Origin of the sequence: Pseudomonas sp. BF-B-15, assembly GCF_019946675.1 — a bacterium.
GTDB classification, from domain to species: Bacteria; Pseudomonadota; Gammaproteobacteria; order Pseudomonadales; family Pseudomonadaceae; genus Aquipseudomonas; species Aquipseudomonas migulae.
This window is the reverse complement of sequence record NZ_JAGYFZ010000047.1, coordinates 15,284-37,234: the sequence shown is the minus strand read 5'-3', so window position 1 is coordinate 37,234 and position 21,951 is coordinate 15,284. Positions and strand designations below refer to the sequence as shown.

Annotated in this window: 21 protein-coding genes; 13 read left to right on the top strand and 8 right to left on the bottom strand. The window is 57.7% G+C overall.

The features are described 5' to 3' along the window. Positions 1-59: 59 nt before the first annotated feature. The 6 genes from KGA97_RS16615 to KGA97_RS16590 form a co-directional block, all read right to left on the bottom strand. Positions 60-491 carry a bleomycin resistance protein gene (locus KGA97_RS16615; RefSeq protein WP_223481116.1) on the bottom strand — a complete coding sequence of 144 codons (432 nt, stop codon included), beginning with the start codon at positions 489-491 and terminating at the stop codon, positions 60-62. Positions 492-649: 158 nt separating this feature from the next. After that, positions 650-1,051: a GFA family protein gene (locus KGA97_RS16610; protein WP_223481115.1), complete on the bottom strand. Its 402-nt coding sequence runs from the start codon at positions 1,049-1,051 to the stop codon at positions 650-652. A gap of 138 nt (positions 1,052-1,189) precedes the next feature. Beyond that, the gene (locus KGA97_RS16605; protein WP_223481114.1) at positions 1,190-2,095 is read right to left on the bottom strand and encodes an alpha/beta fold hydrolase; all 906 of its coding nucleotides are present in this window, start codon (positions 2,093-2,095) and stop codon (positions 1,190-1,192) included. Positions 2,096-2,233: 138 nt separating this feature from the next. After that, positions 2,234-3,382: a hybrid-cluster NAD(P)-dependent oxidoreductase gene (locus tag KGA97_RS16600; RefSeq protein ID WP_223481113.1), complete on the bottom strand. Its 1,149-nt coding sequence runs from the start codon at positions 3,380-3,382 to the stop codon at positions 2,234-2,236. A gap of 3 nt (positions 3,383-3,385) precedes the next feature. Continuing rightward, entirely contained in the window at positions 3,386-4,642 is a 1,257-nt protein-coding gene (locus KGA97_RS16595) for an aromatic ring-hydroxylating oxygenase subunit alpha (protein WP_223481112.1), read from the bottom strand. A 138-nt stretch (positions 4,643-4,780) separates the two neighbouring features. Continuing rightward, positions 4,781-5,719: a LysR substrate-binding domain-containing protein gene (locus KGA97_RS16590; protein ID WP_223481111.1), complete on the bottom strand. Its 939-nt coding sequence runs from the start codon at positions 5,717-5,719 to the stop codon at positions 4,781-4,783. Between the two features lie 414 nt (positions 5,720-6,133). Between KGA97_RS16590 and KGA97_RS16585 the strand changes: the two genes are divergently transcribed. From KGA97_RS16585 to KGA97_RS16535, 11 genes are all read left to right on the top strand, one after another. After that, complete coding sequence (locus KGA97_RS16585) at positions 6,134-6,847, top strand: GntR family transcriptional regulator (protein WP_008033405.1); 714 nt, start codon at positions 6,134-6,136, stop codon at positions 6,845-6,847. Then, positions 6,844-7,755: a dihydrodipicolinate synthase family protein gene (locus KGA97_RS16580; RefSeq protein ID WP_008038810.1), complete on the top strand. Its 912-nt coding sequence runs from the start codon at positions 6,844-6,846 to the stop codon at positions 7,753-7,755. The genes KGA97_RS16585 and KGA97_RS16580 overlap by 4 nt, the downstream gene beginning before the upstream one ends. Beyond that, on the top strand, positions 7,748-9,265 hold the full coding sequence (locus KGA97_RS16575) for an aldehyde dehydrogenase (protein ID WP_008038808.1): 1,518 nt from the start codon (positions 7,748-7,750) through the stop codon (positions 9,263-9,265). Before KGA97_RS16580 ends, KGA97_RS16575 begins: the two co-directional genes overlap by 8 nt. Beyond that, positions 9,262-10,608 (top strand): NAD(P)/FAD-dependent oxidoreductase, encoded by a 1,347-nt coding sequence (locus tag KGA97_RS16570; RefSeq protein WP_223481110.1) that lies wholly within the window; start codon positions 9,262-9,264, stop codon positions 10,606-10,608. Before KGA97_RS16575 ends, KGA97_RS16570 begins: the two co-directional genes overlap by 4 nt. A gap of 72 nt (positions 10,609-10,680) precedes the next feature. Continuing rightward, the gene (locus KGA97_RS16565; RefSeq protein ID WP_008038804.1) at positions 10,681-11,529 is read left to right on the top strand and encodes a glycine betaine ABC transporter substrate-binding protein; all 849 of its coding nucleotides are present in this window, start codon (positions 10,681-10,683) and stop codon (positions 11,527-11,529) included. 74 nt (positions 11,530-11,603) lie between these two features. Then, the gene (locus tag KGA97_RS16560; RefSeq protein ID WP_008033396.1) at positions 11,604-12,722 is read left to right on the top strand and encodes a glycine betaine/L-proline ABC transporter ATP-binding protein; all 1,119 of its coding nucleotides are present in this window, start codon (positions 11,604-11,606) and stop codon (positions 12,720-12,722) included. Further along, positions 12,719-13,567 carry an ABC transporter permease gene (locus tag KGA97_RS16555; RefSeq protein ID WP_008038802.1) on the top strand — a complete coding sequence of 283 codons (849 nt, stop codon included), beginning with the start codon at positions 12,719-12,721 and terminating at the stop codon, positions 13,565-13,567. Before KGA97_RS16560 ends, KGA97_RS16555 begins: the two co-directional genes overlap by 4 nt. Further along, positions 13,564-14,415, top strand: coding sequence for an ABC transporter permease (locus KGA97_RS16550; RefSeq protein WP_008033394.1), 852 nt, complete (start codon positions 13,564-13,566; stop codon positions 14,413-14,415). The genes KGA97_RS16555 and KGA97_RS16550 overlap by 4 nt, the downstream gene beginning before the upstream one ends. A 12-nt stretch (positions 14,416-14,427) precedes the next feature. Next, entirely contained in the window at positions 14,428-15,426 is a 999-nt protein-coding gene (locus tag KGA97_RS16545; RefSeq protein WP_223481109.1) for a 4-hydroxyproline epimerase, read from the top strand. Between the two features lie 114 nt (positions 15,427-15,540). Continuing rightward, on the top strand, positions 15,541-16,524 hold the full coding sequence (locus KGA97_RS16540) for a GlxA family transcriptional regulator (protein WP_008038798.1): 984 nt from the start codon (positions 15,541-15,543) through the stop codon (positions 16,522-16,524). A 587-nt stretch (positions 16,525-17,111) separates the two neighbouring features. Beyond that, positions 17,112-18,509, top strand: a complete 1,398-nt coding sequence (locus tag KGA97_RS16535; protein ID WP_008033386.1) for an MFS transporter — start codon at positions 17,112-17,114, stop codon at positions 18,507-18,509. 94 nt (positions 18,510-18,603) lie between these two features. On the opposite strand, the gene KGA97_RS16530 is transcribed toward KGA97_RS16535, so the two are convergent. Together KGA97_RS16530 and KGA97_RS16525 are read right to left on the bottom strand one after the other, a co-directional pair. Further along, positions 18,604-19,305, bottom strand: coding sequence for a hypothetical protein (locus KGA97_RS16530; protein WP_223481108.1), 702 nt, complete (start codon positions 19,303-19,305; stop codon positions 18,604-18,606). 132 nt (positions 19,306-19,437) lie between these two features. After that, positions 19,438-20,355: a LysR substrate-binding domain-containing protein gene (locus KGA97_RS16525; protein ID WP_223481107.1), complete on the bottom strand. Its 918-nt coding sequence runs from the start codon at positions 20,353-20,355 to the stop codon at positions 19,438-19,440. 382 nt (positions 20,356-20,737) lie between these two features. On the opposite strand from KGA97_RS16525, the gene KGA97_RS16520 reads away from it, so the two are divergent. Both KGA97_RS16520 and KGA97_RS16515 read left to right on the top strand, forming a co-directional pair. Next, positions 20,738-21,190, top strand: coding sequence for an Ohr family peroxiredoxin (locus KGA97_RS16520; RefSeq protein WP_223481106.1), 453 nt, complete (start codon positions 20,738-20,740; stop codon positions 21,188-21,190). A gap of 240 nt (positions 21,191-21,430) precedes the next feature. Further along, a complete protein-coding gene (locus KGA97_RS16515) occupies positions 21,431-21,889 on the top strand; it encodes a MarR family winged helix-turn-helix transcriptional regulator (RefSeq protein ID WP_008033385.1) in 459 nt (152 codons plus the stop codon). Positions 21,890-21,951: the final 62 nt, after the last annotated feature.

Genomic DNA, 21,951 nt, shown 5'->3' with positions numbered 1-21,951 from the left:
AAACAGGTCTTATCAGCATAGCAGTGGAAAACTGGTCGTCAGGCAGCTGACCTGCAAGGTCAGCTTTTGGCCGCCGGCCGCTCACCCAACCGCTCAACCAATCTGACGAGATAACCATCGGGATCCTGGACGATGAACTCGCGCTGGCCTACTTCTACGTTATCAGCCCGATACCAGGTGTCTTTGCATGCTCGATAGAGTGGAAATCCGGCTTGGCCAAGTTTTTGGGTGATGGGGGCGACAGCGGCAACGTCGATCTGCAGGTTGATTCCTCTTCCAAATGGCTTCGTCAGGGGGGCCGTAAGCCATTGGCCTGCGTCCGGATCAATCTGCTCGAGCATCACCTGAGCACCGTTCAAGTCGAGGTAAGCGAATCCATCTTCGGGGCGTTGATACGCTACTTCGAAGCCAAGGCAATGCACCCAAAAACCCAGGCTGTTACCAAGGTCGGTGACCATTAACTCTGGAACCAGTTTGCTACGTTCAAACATGAGATGACTTCCATTTCGATAGGTTTCTCCCCTGGGGCTGGCAGTGTAAATGCCTGATGCGTGGTAGCAGGCTCTGCACTGTTGGCACGAGTGCCTCGGGAAAGGGGAGCGAGCGGCATGATGCAGGGGGGGATGAGTATTCTCGAGCCACAAAGCGATTATCGGGACTGCGGCCAGTGATCCTGAATGTCATGCCATACAGCCTTGGACGTCACCTCGACATGCTTTTGTTTATCGCAAGTAAAGGGCGTGTCCAGCGTACCGAGGGCTATGGAGATCCAGTCGGAGTACTCGCCCTGGCTATTTGACCAGAAGAGCGACGAGCCGCAGCGAGCGCAAAACTGGCGCTCGACAGATTCAGAGGAAGGGTAAGAACGGATGTCGTCGTTACCCTGTACCAGATCAAAGTCGCCCCTCAAGACACTGCCGTAGCTCGCAAATGCGGCGCCATGGCTTTTGCGGCATTGGCTGCAATGGCAGTGCGAAACAGCTTTGGGTCGTGACCGGAGTTGGTATTGGATGGCGCCGCAAAGGCAACTGCCCTGGAAGGTCTCAGTCATTTTTGGTGGCAATCCATTGTTGAGGGGGCAGCACTTTAAGTGGTGGGTAGATGCAGTGTCGAGCGAGTGCCCGTCGAACAGGCAGGGCGGCAGGCTTCGACAACGATCCGTAGACAGTTTTTGCCCTGCCACAGACGGTCACTGCAAAAAGTCGCGAATCGCCCGAATAGTCTGCGTAGGTGCCTCTTCCATCAACCAATGTCCTGCCCCCGGAATCACCACTTCCGTGACATTGTCCGCGGCGTTGCGCATGACGATGGCTTCGTTGTTGCCAAAGGATTTTTCCCCGCCGACGGCCAGCACGGGCATGGTCAGGCGTGTCTTCATCGATGCTTCGTTGTCCACGGCGTCCTGGCGAATGCTGCGGAACTGCGCGAACGCCGCGTGCATCGCGCCGGGGCGGGCGTAGAGCTTGGCGTAATGCTGGCGGGTGGCTTCATCCACTTTGCTCGGGTCGCCGGCGAACTCGTTCCAGAAGCGGTCGAGGTAGATACGCTCACGACCGGCCACCAGGCGCTCGGCATCCGGACCGCCAAAATCGAAGTGCCACAGCATCGGTGAACGCACAATCTCGTTCCACGGCGGAATGCCCGGTACGGGCGCATCCATGACCACCAGGCGATCGGTTTGCTGCGGATAACGCGAGGCGTAGGCGAAGGCGACCATGGTGCCGATGTCGTGGCCGATGACCACCGAGTGGTCGATTTTCAAGGCTGCGAGTACCGCGCGTATGTCGCCCGCTTGCGTCTTCTTGTCGTAGCCGCCGTCCGGGATCGACGACAAGCCCATGCCGCGCAGGTCCGGCACCACGACCGTGTGGTCCTTGGCCAGGTCGGCAGCGAGAGGCGCCCACATGTCGCCGGTGTCGCCGAAGCCATGCAGCAGCACCACGGCAGGCCCTTTGCCGCCGACGCGCACGTGGATTTTCGCGCCTTCCACGGCGATGTCCTGGGTGCGGAACGAAGTGGGGAATGGCGTGACGCCGGCATGGGCGGGCAGGCTTAGCGCAAGCAGCAAAGAAGCAGTCAGCAGGGTGCGGATCATGTGGTTTTCCCGGAAGGATGCATGGAGAGTTGCGTACCGCATCCGCTGCAAACCACCGTGCCGAAAACGCACGTCGCCCGGGGCAGAACAAGGTACCCAAGGCTGGAGCGTAGACCACATTGAGCGTTCTGATGGACCCTACAAATCGATGACCAGGTCTGACGTTGGCTTACTGCAGCACAGCAGGCGCAATCCCTTGTCGATTTCACGCTGGCGAATGCCGCCGTTGTGGTTCATCGCCACCGTGCCTTGCAGCACCGCCGTTTTACAGGTGCCGCAGACCCCTTGGCTGCAAGAGGAGGGGATGATGGCGCCGGCCTTCTTCGCTGCGGTCAGCACGGTCTGGTTGCCCGGCATGCTGAAGGTTTTACCGGAGCGGGACAGCGTGATCGTAAACAGGCTCTCCGGCTGATCGAGGACGCAGGCCGTTTCGATCAGAGGGGCCTCATCCAGCGCCGTGATATCGAAGCTTTCCTGGTGATAGTGCTGGAAATCAAAGTTTCCCTGTTTGAGTAGCGACTTGACCGCGCTCATGTAGCCTTGCGGCCCACAAGTGAACACTTCCCGCTCCTTGAAGTCCGGCACCTGTTCGCTGAGCAAGGCCAGATCCAGGCGGCCAATCGGCCCGGCCCAATCCGTGCTGTCGCCGTGTCCTTCGCAGATATTCACGACACGAAGTCCCGGCATGCAGGCCTGCATCCGTGTCAGTTCTTCATGGAAAATAATATCGTCGGGGGTTCGAGCACTGTGCACGAAGACGATATCCAGTCGGGCTGCCAGGTCGAAACCCGCACGGGTCATGGACATCAGCGGTGTCACGCCGGAGCCCGCCGATAGATAAAGCAGCTTGTCGGCTGGACGGCCTATCGGTGTGAAGCTGCCCGCAGGGCCTGAGGCAAGCAGCCTGTCGCCTTCGCGCAAGTGATCGTGCAGCCAGTTCGATACGGTCCCGCCGGGAACACGCTTGACCGTGATCGACAGCGCAAAGGGGCGGGTGGGCGACGATGACAACGTGTAGCAGCGCGACACGCGTTGCCCCGAGATGGTCGGCGATACAGTAATGAACTGTCCTGGCTCAAAACTGATGGCGCTGAAATCCGCACTTCGAAAGGTAAAGGTTTTTACGTCGTGGGTTTCGTCGCGTACGGCGCAACAGTGCAGCGCTTTTTGCTCGCCACTGTTCCACTGCGCACCGTAGGTGGCCCACGTGTCCGGATGGGCAAATACGTTCGGTGCAGACACGGCGCTCGCTGTAACCGGCGGCTTTTCAAGGAGGGTCATGGTCATTGCTCACACTCCCTGTGCGGCAAGCCGCGCGGCGTACCAGCGAGAAAATTGATCCACGTAGGATTCGGTAAATGCCGAGAATGGGCCAGGCGAGTAGCCGGGATCTTGCGTACCGCTGTGGGTGATCGCGACAAGGTTGGCGTCCTGCTGATTGGTGGCTTTCCAGACCTCGGTCAGTTTTTCGATGTCGTAATCCACGCCCTCGATGGCGTCGGCATGGACCAGCCATTTGGTGCGCACCAACGTCTTGTCGGGCGCGAGCGGGATGATGTACGAAATGACGGCGTGATCGCTCATCACATGCGTCCAGGAGTTATGAGTCCACAGGTGCACGTCGCCGAGATCGCGGCGGGTCAGGTCACCAAACAGCCGCGTGCAGGCCACCCGAGTGTCGAGCGTTTGCGATTCGCCATTGCCGGCAATGACCAGCCGCTGCGTGCGGAACTGGGTCACCGCGTCTGTGTCCAGGTGCTCCACTGCGTCGCAGATAAACCCGTCACGTTCCCAGCTGCGTTTGGCCGCCGCATTGCGTTCTTCATACTCATCCAGCGCTTGCAGCGATTCCTCACTCAGACCTTCAGCGCAGAACCCAAAATCCTCCGGCAGGAATGAAGCGGTTAATTCAGGGTGCGTCGCAGAGCAGTGATAACACTCGCGATTGTTTTCGATGACCAACTTCCAGTTACCGTCTTCAATGATCTCGGCTTCATAAGCAATCTTCGAATACGTGAGGTTGTAGGGTGCCAGCCGGGGCGCCATGGTTTGTTCCAGATAGGCGATGTCTGCCGGTGGTTGGTCACCCAGGCAAACAAACACATGAGTGCCGACCACTTTCGTATGAACACGAGTCAGGCTTTTGCAGGTCGGATCGAAATCCTTGCCCATGTGAGCGGCATGCTTGAGGCTGCCATCAAGGTCGTAGGTCCACTGGTGATACGGGCACACGAGCATGCCCACCGTTGATTTGCCGGCCTGCTTCAGGCGTGCCCCGCGATGGCGGCAAACGTTGCGAAACGCTTGCACCTGCTCGTCGTCATCACGCACGAGGATGATCGAGGATTTGCCGATGTCTATGGTCGAAACATCCCCAGGCTCCGGGATGTCCGCCGTCACGCCGACCAGAATCCAGTGCCGGGTGAAAAAGATATCGACGTCGCTGTCGAAAATGTCCTGACGCCCGAACAACGCGCCATGCATGCCATGGCCTGGGGTGCGTGCAGTCATCAGTTCTTGTTGGGATTTCGCGACAGTAGTTGTCATCTGTTGCCTCACGGGGGCGATGTTGAATCGTCAGCAAGTGACGGTGAGGCAAGTATCAAAATGGTCCGGATTTGCGTCAATGCGCTTTAATTTCACCCTCGCATAGCTAAAAGTTATGCGAAGAATCGACAACTGACCTTAGTGTGAAAGTAGCGACTCATCCCGTAACCAATCGACGATGGCGTTCACCAACGGGGTTATTTCCCGGCCGTTCGGAACAATCAGGTAATAGGCATCTTTCGGTTTCACCGCATAGTCAGTAATCCGCACCAGTTCGCCGCTCTGCAATAGTGGACGCAACAAACGGTTCCAGCCCAGCGCGACGCCATAGCCCTGCAACGCGGCCTGCACCGTGTCGTTGTAACTGCTGCAGCGCAGGCAGTAATTCACCTTGGGACGACTCTCGCCCAGTTCCTTGAACCAGCTGTTCCACGTCATCCAGCCTTCGAGCGTGGTGTCCGAATCGATCAGGTCAATGTGCAGGAAGTCGTCGACTGATAGCGGGGCAGGGTGCGTGGTCAGCCAGGAGGGGGAACACACCGGGAACACTTCTTCGTCAAACAGGAATATCGCGGTGCCGTCCTCCCATTTTCCATTGCCGAAGCGCACGGCGATGTCGACGTCCTGTCGGTGCACGTCCGGATTGTGGACTTGGGTGATCAGGCGCAATTGCAGCTTGGGTTGCGACAGGCGCAATGCAGCCAGCCGGGGCAGGATGCGCAGGTGTGAAAACGCCGCGGTGCAGGCGAGCACCAGTTCCTGCTCGGGAATCCCCTCGGAAATCTTGTCGAACACGTTCGCCATGCGCTGCATGGATTCGGCGACCACCGAATACAGCACGTAGCCTTCGCTGGTCAGTTTGATCGCCCGGTGCAGTCGATGAAACAGACGGGTGCCGAGGGTTTCCTCCAGGTATTTGACCTGCTTGCTGACGGCCGCCTGGGTCACGCCCAACTCTTGCGCCGCCAGCGTGAAGCTGCTCAACCGCGCAACGGCCTCGAATTCCATCAAGGCCGTCATGGACGGTATCAGTCGGCGGTAACCCTTGACCTTCTTACTGGTTTCTTCACTGCCCATCTTGGTCGATCCTGAAGGAGAACGGAGCCGCTCAACCGGCGACACACTATCGCCTGTTCCGTTACTCGCCGGGAAGTGCTCGCAAAGCCGTGTCGCAAACGCCTTGCGCCATGTCGCTACGGGTCAACCGGGCTGCTGGCAAAGTGCGCTTGGCAATAAGCTTTATGATGGAATGTTCTAGAAATAAGCATTCCAAAAACGACGTGTTTCTTTTCTGTAACCGACTAGTTCATTTTTGAGGTGAACGCATAACTAAATGAATTAAAAAGAAATTACTCGAAATTTCGTTGTGTTTTTCCTGTGTTTTCTATGTATACACAAGAAATACAATCTATTGACCGACCCAAAAACCCGTGCGAGTCTCGACTCATCAGTCAGCCGCACCTGACCGCAAAACTGCCCTTGGAGGTCGTTGTGAAAAACGGCAAAACCAGTCTTTACGAAGATCTGAAACGTCAAATCCTGACGATGGAACTGGACCCTGACGAAGCGCTGGATGAGGTCATTCTCAGCGAGCGATATGGCTTGTCCCGCACGCCGGTCCGGGAAGTATTCCGACGCCTGGCCGGTGAAGGTTATGTCGACATTCGGGAAAACCGCGGTGCCCGGGTGATTCCAATGAATCACTCGACCCTGCGCAATTTCTTCCTCGTCGCACCGATGATTTACGCAGCCGTTGGCCGTCTGGCCGTTCAAAACTACAAGCCGCGCCAACTGGTCGACTTGAAGGACACGCAGCACCGGTTCCGCATCGCCACTACCTCAAGGGATGCGCTGGCCATGGTCGTCGAGAACAACCGCTTCCACGCGATCATGGGCGAAATGGCCGGCAATCAATACCTCCAGCCCAGCCTGGAAAGATTGCTGATTGATCACTCCCGTATCGGCAATACCTTTTTCCGGCCTCAAAACGAGGACATGGAAGAGCGTCTTGAGCTGTCGGCGGGGCACCACGATTTGTTTATCGAGGCGATTGAACGCCGCGATGAATCCGCAGTAGTCGATCTCGTGTTTGAACACTGGGAACTGTCCCGGGAAAACATGGAGATTTTTATCGCGCCCCAAGGCATCAAGGCGGACGCGCTCGTTGATCTTCCACGCAATTCATTTCCGGAGAAATCATCTTGAAATTTGAAGGCATCTACACACCCGCAGTGACACCTCATAAACCGGATGGGGAAATAGACTGGAGCGTGTACTCCGAAGTACTGGAGTCGCTGATCGAGGCGAAAGTGCACGGCATTATCATCGGCGGCTCGACCGGCGAATATTATGCGCAGACCTCGGAAGAGCGTACCGAGCTTGCCGCTTATGCCAAGGATGTCATCGGCAGCCGGGTCCAGTTGATCGTCAGCACCGGGGCCATTCGTACCGAAGATTCGGTGCAATACGCCAAGGATGCCAAAGCGATCAAAGCGGACGCCATTCTCGTCACCAGCCCGCCGTACGCGCTGCCGACTTCCCAGGAAAACGCGATTCACGCGCTGACCATCGATCGCGCTGCCGACCTGCCGATCATGCTTTACAACTACCCCGGCCGCATGTCCGTTTCGATGGACGAGGATTACCTCACCCGTGTGAGCGCCTCCAAAAATGTAGTTGCCATCAAGGAAAGCTCCGGCGACATGGGCCGCGTTCATCTGCTGGCCCGTGAGTTCCCGAACATCGCGCTGTCCTGCGGTTGGGATGATCAGGCACTGGAGTTTTTTGCCTGGGGCGCCCGAAGCTGGGTGTGTGCCGGCTCCAACTTCCTGCCGACCGAACACGTGGCGCTTTATGAAGCCTGTGTGCTCGAAAAGGACTTCGACAAGGGCCGCCGGATCATGTCGGCGATGATGCCGCTGATGAATGCCCTGGACGGCGGCAAGTTTGTTCAGTCGATCAAATACGGTTGTGAACTGGCCGGGCTGAAAGTAGGGGACGTGCGCTTGCCGCTGCAACCTCTCGACCTGGAAGAAAAGCAAAGCCTGCAAACCATCATTGCCAATGTGAAGCGCGACGTTGCACGCATCACATCAGGAGCCAGCCATGGGTGATCTCCTGACCAAGGCCGAATATGCCGCCATCGCCAAAGACATTTCGTTCCCCTGCAATGCCTTCATCAACGGCGCGTTCAAACCCGCAATTTCGGGCAAAACCTTCGCCACGAACAATCCGGCGACCGGTGAGTTTCTGGCGGACGTCGCCGCTTGCGCGTCGGCAGATGTCGATCTTGCGGTCAGCAACGCCAAGGAAGCGTTTGAGGATGGCCGCTGGAGATCCATTTCTCCAAAAGAGCGCAAAACCGTCCTGTTGAAGTTTGCCGATTTGCTTGAACGGCATAGCCACGAACTGGCCGTCCTTGAGAGTCTCGACAGCGGCAAGCCAGTCAGCGAGTGCCAGTTGGTCGATGTGCCGGACACCATTCATACGCTGCGCTGGCACGCCGAGTTGATCGACAAGATTTATGACAACACCGCCCCTGTGGGCAGTGACGCGCTGACCATGGTCGTGCGTGAGCCTATCGGGGTGGTGGGCTGCGTGCTGCCCTGGAACTTCCCGCTGCTGATGCTGGCCTGGAAAATCGGCCCGGCACTCGCCGCAGGCTGTTCGGTGATCGTCAAACCCGCCGAGCAGACCACGCTGACGACGTTGCGTGTGGCGCAACTCGCGTTCGAGGCGGGCGTCCCCGCCGGTGTGCTCAACATTGTCACCGGCACCGGGAAAGAGGTCGGCGAGCCGATCGGCCTGCATCACGACGTCGACATGGTGAGCTTCACCGGCTCCACCGCGACCGGCCGCCGTTTCCTGCACTACGCAGCCGATTCGAATCTGAAACGCATCGTTCTCGAGTGCGGCGGGAAAAACCCGGCCGTGGTGATGGACGATGCGCAAAACCTTGACCTTGTCGCTCAGCATGTCGTCAACGGCGCGTTCTGGAACATGGGCGAAAACTGCTCCGCAACCTCGCGGCTGATCGTCCACGCGTCTGTGAAAGATGAACTGCTGGAACGCATGGGCGCCTACATCCGCGAATGGAAAATGGGTGATCCACTCGACCCGCAAAACCGCGTCGGCGCGTTGGTCAGCCCCGAACATTTCGCGAAAGTGAAGTCGTACCTTGAGCATGCCAGCGCCGGCAAACTTGATGTTGTGTACGGCGGTGGTACCGAAGACGGTGCGTTCGTCGAGCCGACCGTGATTGACGGTGTCGCGCCAGAGAGTCGGTTGTTCCAGGAAGAGATCTTCGGTCCGATCCTGTCGGTCACCACGTTCAGCTCGATTTCTGAAGCCATTGCCCTGGCCAATGACACGGTGTACGGCCTGGCCGCCTCGGTTTACACCGGCAGCCTGCGCCGTGCCATCAAGTTGGCGAGGGAGATTCGCGCCGGGATCGTCACCGTGAACTGCTTCGGCGAGGGCGATGCTTCCACGCCGTTTGGCGGCTACAAGGAGTCCGGGTTCGGCGGTCGGGACAAATCGATTTTTGCCCACGATCAATACACCGAAATCAAAACCATCTGGATCGATGTGTCTGATCGGTCGGATGAAGAGAACGAAAAATGAGCACCCATACCATCAAGCGCCTTCCGGTAGACACCGGGGTTTCAGGTTGGGAGGCAATTTCCGTACGCACTGCGCCTGTTCGCCTGCTTGATGGCAACGTCACGGCGGACTGGCTGATCATCGGTGCGGGTTTTGCCGGGCTGTCTGCGGCTCGCAGGCTGGCTCAACTGCATCCGGGCTGCCGCATTGCGGTGGTGGATGCCCATGAAATCGCCAAGGGGCCGGCGGGCAGGAACTCGGGGTTCATGATCGATGTGCCGCACAGCCTTTCCTCCGGGGAGTATTCGGTGGGCGGTGAGTCGGCAACGGCACTGGAAATTGCCCAGAACCGTTTTGCCATTGCGTTTGCCGCCGACGCTGCTCGTGAATATGGCATGTCTGCGCAGACGTTCGACCCTTCCGGCAAGATCAACGCCGCCGCCACCGAGCGGGGGACGAAACTCAATGACAACTATGCCAAATCGTTAAAAGGCATTGGCGAGCAGTTTGAAGTGCTGGACGCCGCGCAGATGCGGGACATCACCGGCTCCACTTATTACCACAACGGGCTGTATACGCCTGGTGCGGTGATGATTCAGCCAGCGCAATATATTCGGGATCTTGCAAACGGACTTGATCGGCAAATTGAACTGTATGAGCGTTCACCGATTGTGGAATTGTCCCGGGCGGGAATTGGCTGGAAGGCGAAGTCTCATCGTGGTTCCGTTAGTGCGCCTAAAGTCATTCTTGCGGTCAATGGCCATATTGAAGACTTCGGTCACTTTCAAGGCCGGTTGCTGCATGTCTTTACTTACGCCTCAATGACGGCTGCTTATAGTCATGATGAGTTTTCAAGGCCGGTTACCGGTAAAGATCGTTGGGCCTTATTGCCAGCGGACCCGATGGGCGCGACAGTTCGCAAGATAACTTCGAATGGACTTTCGCGGATTGTTATCCGCACCAAGTTTACCTACGACCCGAGTATTCAAGTCACACCGATGCGTGTCGCGGCGGTGGCCGAAGAACAACGGCACTCTCTGGATGCGCGTTTCCCGGAGTTGAAATCAACGCCGCTGGAATTCAGCTGGGCAGGGCGGCTTTGCCTGAGTCGTAACAGCGCGCCCGCCTTTGGCGAAATCGAGGAAAACCTCTATTCCGCTTGCTGCGAAAACGGGCTGGGCACGGTTAAAAGCACATTGGCAGGCGTGATGGCTGCCGAGTTGGCCAGCGGTCACCATTCACAGGTTTTGCAAAGTTTCAGTCAACTGCCAGGGCCTAGCCGGCTTCCACCAAAGATATTGACGATGTTGGGTGTCAACTCGGTTATTCGCTGGCAGGCGCTCAGAGCAGGGCGAGAAGGCTGAATAGTTTCAAACCACCGGCTTTTATTTCATAAAGGCCTAATCTCTAGTTTTAACCGTAGATCGGAGCACGCCATGAAAAAGATTTGGAAGGCAGTCTGCGCTGTCGCTGTGGCCGGCGTTATGTGTTTGCCAGTTCACGCCGAAGAAAAAAATATCACCATGGGTACTATGACGTGGGAGGACTTGACGCCAATTACGGGTATTACCAAGAAGGTGCTTGAAGACTCTGGTTATACCGTAAAAGTTGTGGAGTTCTCCGAGTGGGGCATCGCTTATGCGGCATTAAGCAAAGGTGATGTTCAAGTGCTGGCGTCGCAAACGGACTACGCGGCAAACGATTACTGGAACAAAAACAAGAACAAAATCGAGAAACTCTCGCCGGTTTCGTTTGGCCTCTACCAAGGGCTTGCGGTACCGAGTTATGTCGACATCGATTCCATCGACCAGTTGAACGCCAATTCGGAAAAACTGGGCGGCAAGATCATCGGTATCGAACCGGGTTCTGGCCTGATGAACGATGCGACCAATGTGGTTAAGGCCTATGACCTCAAGCTGAAACTGGTGGAAGGCAGTACCACGGCAATGACGGCGGCGTTGAAATCGGCAGTCGACCGTAAAGAGCCGGTGGTCGTCACCGTTTGGGATCCGTCCTGGATGACCAAGAAATTCGATCTCAAATTCCTGAAAGATCCAAAAGGCATTTTCCCGCCGCTGCAAGGCTACTACTGGATCGGCCACAAAGGCTTCGCTGAAAGCAATCCGCGTGCGCGTGAACTGATGGCGAGCGTCTACGTGCCAATCGCCGACATCACCGCGATGAACGCCGAAGTCAAAGATGGCAAAACCATGGAACAGGCCATCAAGGGCTGGACCGATAGCCACAGCGAGCTGCTCAAGCGCTGGGAAAATATCAAGAACTGATTGCTGATGCCTTACGCCACTGCCGCCCTTTGATTCATTAGAGAAACCAGAAAACTGGTTCACGGGTTACGAAAATGACAACGGCCAAAATAGACACTAACGAAGTGCTGATAGATTGCCAGTCAGTCTGGAAAATCTTCGGGAAAGCCGCACCGGCAGCGATGAACGCTGTCACTCAGCAAGGGCTGACCAAGACTCAGATCCTGCAAAACTACGGCTGTGTGGTCGGGGTCTCCGACGTCAGCCTCCAGGTTCGAAGAGGCGAAATCTTCTGCATCATGGGCTTGTCCGGCAGTGGCAAATCCACCTTGATCAGGCTCCTCAACAAACTGATCACACCGAGCTCAGGCAAAGTGCTGGTCAAAGGCAAGGATCTGTCTTCCCTGACACCGGCGCAGCTTCGAGAGGTGAGGGCGCGTCACATCGGCATGGTCTTCCAGAGTGTCGCGTTGTTGCCCAATCGGACGGTGCTGGAGAACACGGCATTCGGCCTGGAAGTGCAGGGCGTCGGCAAGGCTGAGCGGTACAAAGTGGCCGAGCAGGCACTGGCCAAAGTGGGGCTGAGCGAATGGTCATCGCGTTACCCCACGGAGTTGTCTGGCGGCATGCAGCAACGTGTCGGCCTGGCCCGTGCGATTACCGCCGACCCTGAAGTGATTTTGATGGATGAACCGTTCAGTGCGCTTGATCCATTGATTCGCCGGCAGTTGCAGGACGAGTTTCGCCAGCTGACCAAGGAGCTTGGCAAGTCGGCGGTCTTCATTACTCACGACCTGGACGAGGCCATCCGCATCGGTGATCGCATCGCGATCATGAAGGATGGCGTGATCATCCAGGTCGGCACCGCCGAGGAAATCGTGCTTAACCCGGCGGACGATTATGTCGCGGAGTTTGTGGCAGGTATTTCCCGGCTGCACCTGGTCAAGGCGCACTCGGTCATGACACCGGTCGAGCCTTTCAAGGTCGCTAACCCGGGATGCGACATTTCCAGGCTGAGCAAGACTTCGCTGGGCGCAGACATCAACGAACTGATCGGATTGACGATGAAGTCCGAGCGCGACGCGCTGGCAGTCATCGACAACGGCGTGGTGGTGGGCATCATTACGCCGCGCGATTTGCTTCGCGGCGTTCAGGGCATTCCGAATGAATTCTCGGCTTCAACAACCGACACCGTTCTGGAGGCATCGACATGAGCATTCCGGACTTTTCCGATCAATTCGACGCGACCATCGACTCGAGTCTGGAATGGCTCTCGGACCATGGCGAGTTTTTGTTCGACGGCGTCAATGCCCTGCTGACGGGCGTTTATAAAAGTGTGCTTTGGTGCATTGCCTATCCGCCGTATTACCTCGTCGCGCTGGCCATCGCCCTGATTGGATGGCGGGTGGTGGGCGCCCGGTTCGCGATTCTCGCGGGCCTCGCGCTGGTGTTCTGCGACGTGATCGGCTTGTGGCCAGAGACGGTCAGCACGCTTGCGCTGGTGCTGACGGCCACCGTACTGGCGCTGGTGGTGGCGATTCCATTGGGCGTGCTGGCCGGCCTCGCGCCGTCGGTTGATCGCGTGGTCGATCCGGTGCTGGACCTGATCCAGACCATGCCGCCCTACATCTACCTGTTGCCGGCCATCGCGCTGCTGGGCTACGGCCCGGCCACCGCACTGCTCGCCACTTTTATCGTGGCCGTGCCGCCGGCGATACGCCTGACATCCCTGGGGATTCGGATGACCCCGCGAGAGTTCATCGAGCTGGGCGATGCCAGTGGTGTCACGGGCTGGCAAATGTTTTTCAAGATTCGCCTGCCGTTCGCCAAGCCCAGCATCATGGCCGGGGTGAACCAGAGCTTGATGATGGCGTTCGGCATGGTGGTTATCGCCGGCATCGTCGGCTCCGGCGGGCTGGGTGAGTCGATCTACGGCGCCGTTCGCACACTGGATATCGCCAAGTCGATCAACGCGGCCATCGCCATCGTCATTCTGACCATGATTCTGGATCGGTTGGCGCAGCACGCTGCCCGTTCGCGGATGGGAGAAAGCCAATGAGTGCCTCAGAACTGCAATTTTCCCCGGGTGAATTCCTGGCGCCCGCAGTCGATTGGCTGAACGCCAATCTGCACGGTGTGTTCAAAGGCATCAGCCAAGTCATCGAGGCGGTGCTGGGCGCGGTGGAGTCCGCGTTGCTGGCGCCGCATCCTTATCTGTTCATCGCCATCGTCGTGGTCGGCGCGTTCTTTTTCGCCAACAAACGCGTCGCGGTATTTGCCGCCTTGATGTTGGCGTTTTGCCTGTTCGCCGGCCTTTGGGCGGCCTCCATGCAAACCATCGCGCTGGTCTCGGTGGCGGTGTTGATCTCGGTGGCCATCGCCTTTCCGCTTGGTGTGCTGGCTGCACGGGTAAAGCGCGTGGATGAAGCCTTCCTGCCGATCCTCAACATCATGCAAACCGTGCCACCGTGGGTTTACCTGATTCCCGCCGTGATGCTGTTCAGCCTCGGGCGAGTGCCGGCGATTATCGCGACCATCGTCTACGGCATTCCGCCGATGCTCAGGCTGACCACCCTGGCGTTCAAACAGTTGCCGAAAGACCTGCTGGAACTGGGCCAGGCGTCCGGCGCTTCACCCCGGGACATTCTGTTCAAGATCGAACTGCCGACCGCCGCGCCGACGCTGTTGGTCGGGCTCAACCAATGCATCCTCATGTCCCTGGCAATGGTGGTGTTGGCGGGCCTGGTCGGTGCCGGTGGACTCGGTGCAGAAGTGACGCGAGGTCTTTCCAGAATGGAGATGGGCCTGGGGCTGCGCGCCGGTCTGGCGATCGTCGCCGTGGCTCTGTTGCTGGACCGGCTGACACGCGGCGCGTTGCAGCGTCACTCCCCACGCGCACTTCTTTGAGAGACCTTCAGAATGAGACGTAGCTTTTTTTGTGTTGACTCCCATGCGTGCGGGAACCCGGTGCGGGTCGTGACTGGCGGCGGGCCTCTGCTGCCGTCCGTTTCGATGGCCGAACGCCGTGAGATTTTCGTGCGTGACCATGACTGGGTTCGCACCGCGCTGATGTTCGAACCCCGTGGGCACGACATCATGTCCGGCGTGATCATCTACCCGTCGAACCGCGACGATTGCGATTTTGGCGCGTTGTTCATCGAAGTCAGCGGCTGCCTGCCAATGTGCGGGGCGGGTACGATCGGCTTGTCCACCGTGGTGATTGAAGAGGGCCTGGTCACGCCGCGCGAGCCGGGTCGGCTGGCCATCGAAACACCGGCCGGGCGTGTCGATGTCGATTACGTCATGAGCGGCGAATACGTGGACTCGATCCGACTGTTCAACGTGGCCAGCTACCTGCACAGCGCCGACGTGGTGGTCGAGGTGCCGGACGTTGGAACCTTCACCGTCGACATTGCCTATGGCGGCAATTTCTATGCGGTGGTTGAACCGCAAGAAAGTTGGGCCGGCCTGACAGGGATGACGACCGCAGACATCGTCAGCCTGAGTCAGAAACTTCGTTCGGCATTGGCAGGCGTGTGTGATCCCGTGCATCCCGAAAACAGCCGGATCAGTGGCGTTCACCATGTCATCTGGTGCGACGACGAACATGGCACCGCCGCCGATGGCCGCAGTGCGGTGTTCTACGGCGACAAGGCGATTGACCGCTCTCCCGGCGGCACCGGGACGTCGGCGCGGATGGCGCAGCTGGTGGGGAAGGGCCGGTTGCGCGTGGGCGAGACGTTCCGCAATGAGAGCCTGATCGGCACGATTTTCGAAGGCAAAGTCGAGTCTGCGGTGAAAGTCGGCCCATTCGACGGCATTCGCCCCAGCATCGGTGGCTGGGCGCAGATTACCGGGCACAACACCATATTTGTCGATGACAAGGACCCGCTTCGTCATGGCTTCCAGTTGGCATGATCAGGTGTAAATGGCGCTAGGGTGTTTTGAGCGCCAGCAGGTAGCATTAGGTTTTATCTACGCCGTAACCGAGTGCCTAAAACTTTGATCGAACGACGCCAATTTAGCGGAGGCATGAAGGGGAAAAATCTTCGCTATCTGAACGACAACCCCGATGAGCCTGTTCAACTGACACGGACAGGCTTTTTGCTGCTCGAACATTTTTCGCTGCCGGCATTTACGCAGGCACTGGATACGATCATCACGGCGAATCTGCTACGGCCAAAACTGTTCTCGTCGCGCACGTTCGGCTTGCACGACGGGGAGGTCATCAGCGATCTGGGGCTGGTCATCCGGCCGGATGCGCGCATTGATTGCTCCGTCGTGCACGACCTCGATCTGTTGGTCATTTGCGGTGGCTACAGGACCGAGCTGAAGGCCTCTGACGAGTTGACCAGTCTGTTGAGAGCGGCCGCCGACCATGGCGTGAGCCTGGCCGGATTGTGGAATGGCGCCTGGTTCCTCGGGAGTGCCGGCTTGCTCGACGGCTATCGCTGCGCGATTCATCCCGAACATCGCCCCGCGCTCGCGGAAGTGGCGAAAGCGGCGCATGTCACCAGCGAGCCTTTTGTCATTGATCGAGACCGGCTCACCGCGTCCAGCCCTTCGGGCGCGTTCCACATGGCGCTGGACTGGATCAAGAGCTTGCACGACAAGGCTCTTGTCGAAGGGATCGAGGATATCCTTGCGTTCGAAGAGTCGCGTTACCGGCGGATCAAACCGACGGAAAATGTCTGCGTGAGCGCACCCTTGCGCGAGGTGGTGAAGCTGATGGACGCCAACCTCGAAGAGCCTCTGGAGTTGGAGCAATTGGCCGTCTACGCAGGCCGTTCTCGCCGCCAGCTCGAGCGTCTGTTCAAGGAACAGCTCGGCACCACGCCTCAGCGCTATTACATGGAATTGCGCATTACCGAAGCGCGACGCCTGCTGCAGCACACGGAACTGTCCCAGGTGGATGTGCTGGTGGCCTGTGGTTTTGTGTCACCGAGTCATTTCAGCAAGTGCTACAGCTCGTATTTCGGGTACAGGCCGTCGAAGGAAAAACGGCTGGTCAAATAAGCCCCTTCAATACTTGTAGGAGCGAGCCGGCTCCGGGCGGCGTTCCGACGATGGACTTCAGAACACCGCGTTTATCCAGATAACACGCGTTTTCGTTCACGTCCATCGCGAGCAGGCTCGCTCCTACAGTTGAAGTGTTCGTAACGACATGCGTTGTCGTACGACTATCTGATTTTCAAATACCCACGGCCACACCCGGACCACTAATCTCTTCAAGGGCGGCACAGCCTTTGCCGTTCGGCGGGTTGTCTGTCGAGACGAACGGCCATTTTCCGGATTGACAGCCGGGTAGGGGAATCGTTATAAAAGGCGCAGTTGTACGACGACATACGATGTTACACCCCTAAAAACAAAAACCGGGTCCCATCATGAACTCAATCCGCTTTCCAGCCTTCCCGCATACCGCTTCTTGTGGTCCGGTCCTGATTGCCTGCCCAGGCGCTCAGTCATCCCCGTTATCTGTAGCAACCTCCCGATTGCACGTGCTACTCGTCTGACGATTGCCACGGAGCAGTTCGCTGCGCGTAAGAATTGATCTCGCTTGAAACCGAGAGATCATCACCACAATCCAATAATAAAGTGATGCCATGAATCTGAACGAGCCCATCAATGCGCAACGTGTCGGCCAGTCCGTCGGCAAATATCGCTGGACGATCTGTGCACTGTTGTTCTTCGCCACCACCGTCAACTACCTCGACCGCCAGGTGCTCAGCCTGTTGGCGCCGGATCTGTCGACGCAATTTGGCTGGAGCAACAGCGACTACGCCAACATCGCTTCCGTTTTCCAGTTTGTGTACGCGATTTCCATGCTGTTTGCCGGCCGTTTCGTCGACAAGATCGGCACCAAGAAGGCCTACATCATCGCGATCGCTGTCTGGTCGACCGGCGCCATGATGCATGCCTTTTCAGTGCCGATGGGCGAGGGCATCGCGGCGGTGAGCAGTGCGTTCGGCCTTGCCGTGATCCCGGTCTCTATCGCCGGTTTCATGCTGTCCCGCGCCGTGCTGGCGATAGGCGAGGCGGGTAACTTCCCGATTGCGATCAAGGCTACGGCCGAATACTTCCCGAAGAAGGAACGCTCCTTCGCCACCGGTATCTTCAACTCCGGCGCCAACGTGGGCGCGATCCTGGCGCCGATCTGCGTGCCGCTGATTGCCGCCCTGTGGGGTTGGGAAGCGGCGTTCATCGTGATCGGCATGCTGGGCTTTGTCTGGGTGGCCGTGTGGATTGCGCTGTACGAAAAACCTGAAAATCAAAAACGCCTCTCGGCAGAGGAACTGGCCTTCATCCGCAGCGATGCGCAGGTGATTGCCACCCCTGCACCGGGCGTTGCCGAGAAAAAAGTCTCGTGGTTCAAGTTGCTGACCTACCGTCAGACCTGGGCGTTCGCCTTCGGCAAATTCATGACCGACGGTGTGTGGTGGTTCTTCCTGTTCTGGCTGCCAACCTACCTGTCGGCGCAGTACGGCATGAAGGGCGCGGCCATCGTGTTGCCTTTGGCCGTGCTGTACAGCATGACCATGGTCGGCAGTATTGGCGGCGGCTGGTTCCCGAGCTATTTCATGGCACGTGGCGATGCGCCGTATGACGGCCGGATGAAAGCCATGCTGGTCATCGCCTTCTTCCCGCTGCTGGTGTTGCTGGCTCAGCCACTGGGTTACATCAGCTTTTGGGTACCGGTGATATTGATCGGCATCGGGGCGTCGGCGCATCAGGCGTGGTCGTGCAACATCTTCACCACCGTGTCTGACATGTTCCCGCAAAAATCCATCGCGTCAGTGGTCGGCATTGGCGGTTTGGCCGGCGGCATGGGCGGTGTTGCGATGACGAAGCTTGGCGGTTGGGTGTTCGACTACTACAAATCGATCAACGATATTCACACCGGCTACATGATCATGTTCGCCATCTGTGCGGTGGCCTACCTGGTGGCGTGGAGCGTGATGAAACTGCTGGTACCGCGCCACAAGGAAATCACCGATCTGTAATCGGCTGGCTTGAGAGGTTGAACCGGTGACGGCGCTTGTAGCCGTCACCGGTTCCGTTTCACCATTCACCGCCCTTCAGTTCAGGGGGCGCAGGTCAGGTACGACTCGCCATGCGCCGTTTCACCCTGTAGCAGTCATTGATATCGAGCGCTTTCTGGTAAAACTCCCAGCGCTGCGCGCGGTTACTGTCACCCTGCAGCCGGTAAATCTCCGCTTGATAATCACGGCTGCTGCCCCATTGCATTGCCATGCCCATGGGCTCTTCGCGTCGACACTCAAGCTTTACAACCGGCTGCGGAAAGTATTTCTCATAGAGGGGCATGCTGGTCTCGATCGCCTGCAGCGCTGTCTGGTATTGGACGGTGTCCGTGAACGCCACGCACCAGGACGAAATCTCGAGTGCCGCTGGAGCAAAGCCATGCACCAGACTTTGTTCGAACAAGGGGCAAGCCTTCTCCTTTATCACGTCACTCGGATGGAGCATCACGTAGATCAACGCCAGACGATACTGCGCTACCGGATGCTCAAGCGCTGCGGCTTGCTCCAGTAATGTGATCGCAGGCCTGAGCAACACTCCCGCTTCGTCGACCAGCGCCATTGAGCGCTGCTTCTCCTCGGCACTCGCCGTGGGAAAATTGGAAGGTACCGCTTCAAGCTTGCTATTGGCTTGCTGCAGATACGGGACAGCCTGTTGGTAGAGACTCTCGGAGCGAGAATCTATGGAAAACGAACTCGCCATGCACAGCGACGGCATCAGACTCGCCAGCAAGGTGATGCAACTGCGATGGATAAACATGGGGACTTCCTTGTGTCACGCGTCTTCAGTGTTGCGCAGGATACTGAGAACTTTGCATGGGGACCACTTTCAGGCGTGAGCGATCAGGATTCTGGTGACGGTAATGGACGCGCGTGAATGACGACTCGAGCCTTACCCCTTGGCTCGGTGACGCAAGCGTGAGTACGAAATCAGCATGCTGGTCAGTTCTTGTGTCACTTGGGTGAAGGGTGACACTCGACGGCTGATCAGGCACACCTCGCACGACTCCAACGGCTCGCGAATCGAAATGCTGGTCAGCGACGAGGAAAACAGCTTCATGCCGGCAAGCATGCCGGGCTCAATGGTCAGGTAGTCTGTCTCGGAGATGATGTGCAGGATTTCCAGCAGCGACTCGGTCGTGATCGCGATTTTCGGAGGCGGCAAGCCTTGGGCTTTGAACAGCTCGATCAGTTGCTTCTCCGCGCTACCGGCAATCCCCGCCGGGCGGACGCTGATCCACTGGCAATCGGCAAGATCGCGCACTGAGCGAGCCTCTGCCAGGGGATGCCCCTTGCGTGCAATGACGCTGGCTTTCGAGCGGTAAAGCCGCTCAATCTGCAAGTCGATATCGCAAACGTCGGCACTCAGTGGACACATCACAAAGTCGAGCCGGCCCGCGCGAATCATTTCGATCAACTTCTTCGTCTGGCCACCGGCGACGTGCAACTGCACGTTTGGAAATCGGCGGGTAAAACTGTTGAAGACCGGCATCAGGCACGCAGCCAACGGTTCCGTCGTGACACCCAATGCGATCTGACCTTCGGGCGCACCGTTGCATTGTCGGACGTCCTGTACTGCGCGATCACAATCCAGAATGATCGAGCGTGCCCTGGTCAGGAAAACCTTGCCGGCCAGGGTCAGGCTGATGCCTTGATTGGAGCGCACCAACAAGGTGGCCCCCAGTTCTCTTTCAAGACTTTGAATCGACTCGGTCAAGGTGCTTTGAGCCGCTTCCAGCGTTCGCGCCGCCGAACGAAAACTGCCCATGTCGACCACTGAGCAGAACGCCCGAAGCTGGATCAGTTTCATGCAGCAGTGATCCAGTTGTTGCCGTTGTGGCCATGGGCAGCGTGAGAGATAGAGATTGTGCGGCTGCTTGCGGTGTTCATGGCGGATTCTCCAAACGGCAAGGGATGTAGTGGCTTGTTATCGCTATCGATTAGATCGTATGCGATGTATTAATATTCAAGCAAAAACCCCTTGATGTCAAAGCTCATGTCGCGACTTGGCGACGAGCGGTGATGGGCTTCATCTCAACTGGCGAAGGGCAGCAGGGTGGCCGGAAAAGCCGAAGGTGATCGGTTTTTCCGTCATTCCTGGTGCTCTTTTCTCGTCTATAAAATGAGCCAAGTCAGATAGTTACGTGTTTTTTGTGCTATTTGACTTTAATAAAAAACTCAAGGAATCACTGATGAGCAAAATTGAAAAAGTCTTGGCTACCGGCAAGACTCACACCACCCTGAGCAGCTCCGGCAACACTTCGCGCGGGCACAACGGCAACCTCGACATCGAACTCTCAACGCCGGGGAGCGCCAAACCGGCCCACGTATTTGCCGCCACCCAGCCGCACCCGACGGCCGAGCAGTTGTTTGCCGGCGCATGGTCGGCTTGCTACATCGCAGCGCTTGGCCTTGCGGCCAAAGAGTTGAAGGTGGCTATTCCGGCCGACGTGTCCGTCGATATCGAGATTGATCTGGGGCAAACCGGGAATGCTTACTTCCTGCAGGCCGGGTTCAACGTCAACCTGCCAGGCCTGCCTTATGAGGTCGCTTGCGCTGTTGCACATGCGGCGGATCAAATTTGCCCGTACTCGAAGGCCACGCGCGGCAACATTGATGTGTATTTGAATGTTCAGACGTCGTGAGTCGATATAAAAAGCCGGGTTCAAGTCGCTGAGGTAAGTGAAAAGCCCAAAGCATGAAGACTTGATGCTGACGGCGGCAGTGTCCGTCGACGCACGACTCCCTGGTGAGCCGTGCGTCGACCGTAACCGGCCAGCTGCACTTGGATAACGAACATCAGAGGAACGAGCACTTCCGATACCATCGCATGCGATGTATAGTCGGGCCTTGCGATCCATTTGTCTTTGGCCCGGAGAATGCTCATGAAACCCACTGAAAAGACATCCGCCCTCGACCTGAAGCTTTCCGACTTCCTGTGTTTTGCGGTCTATTCCTCCAACCTCGCCTTCGGCAAGGCTTACAAGCCAATGCTCGAACGGCTCGGACTCACTTACACGCAATACATCACCCTCGTGGCGCTGTGGGAGGAAGACAACCAGACCGTTGGCAGCCTCGGCGAAAAACTGTTCCTGGAATCCAACACCCTCACTCCGATCCTGAAGAAGTTGGAAGCCATGGGGTATGTGCTGCGCCAGCGCGACCCGGAAGACGAACGCCAAGTGCGGATCAGCCTCACAAAAGAGGGGCGAAAATTGCGTGAAGGTCTCTCCGAAGACGGCTTCCCGCAAACCGGTCTGGATGCCGACGACTTCGTGCAATTGCAGCAGGCAATCGTGAAGTTACGGGGCAACCTCATCCGTACGACGAAAGATCGGGAGTAGGGCGACTCAACCGTTCAAGCCTGTCTACCCGAAGGCAAGACGACAGGCAGTTCATCACACAA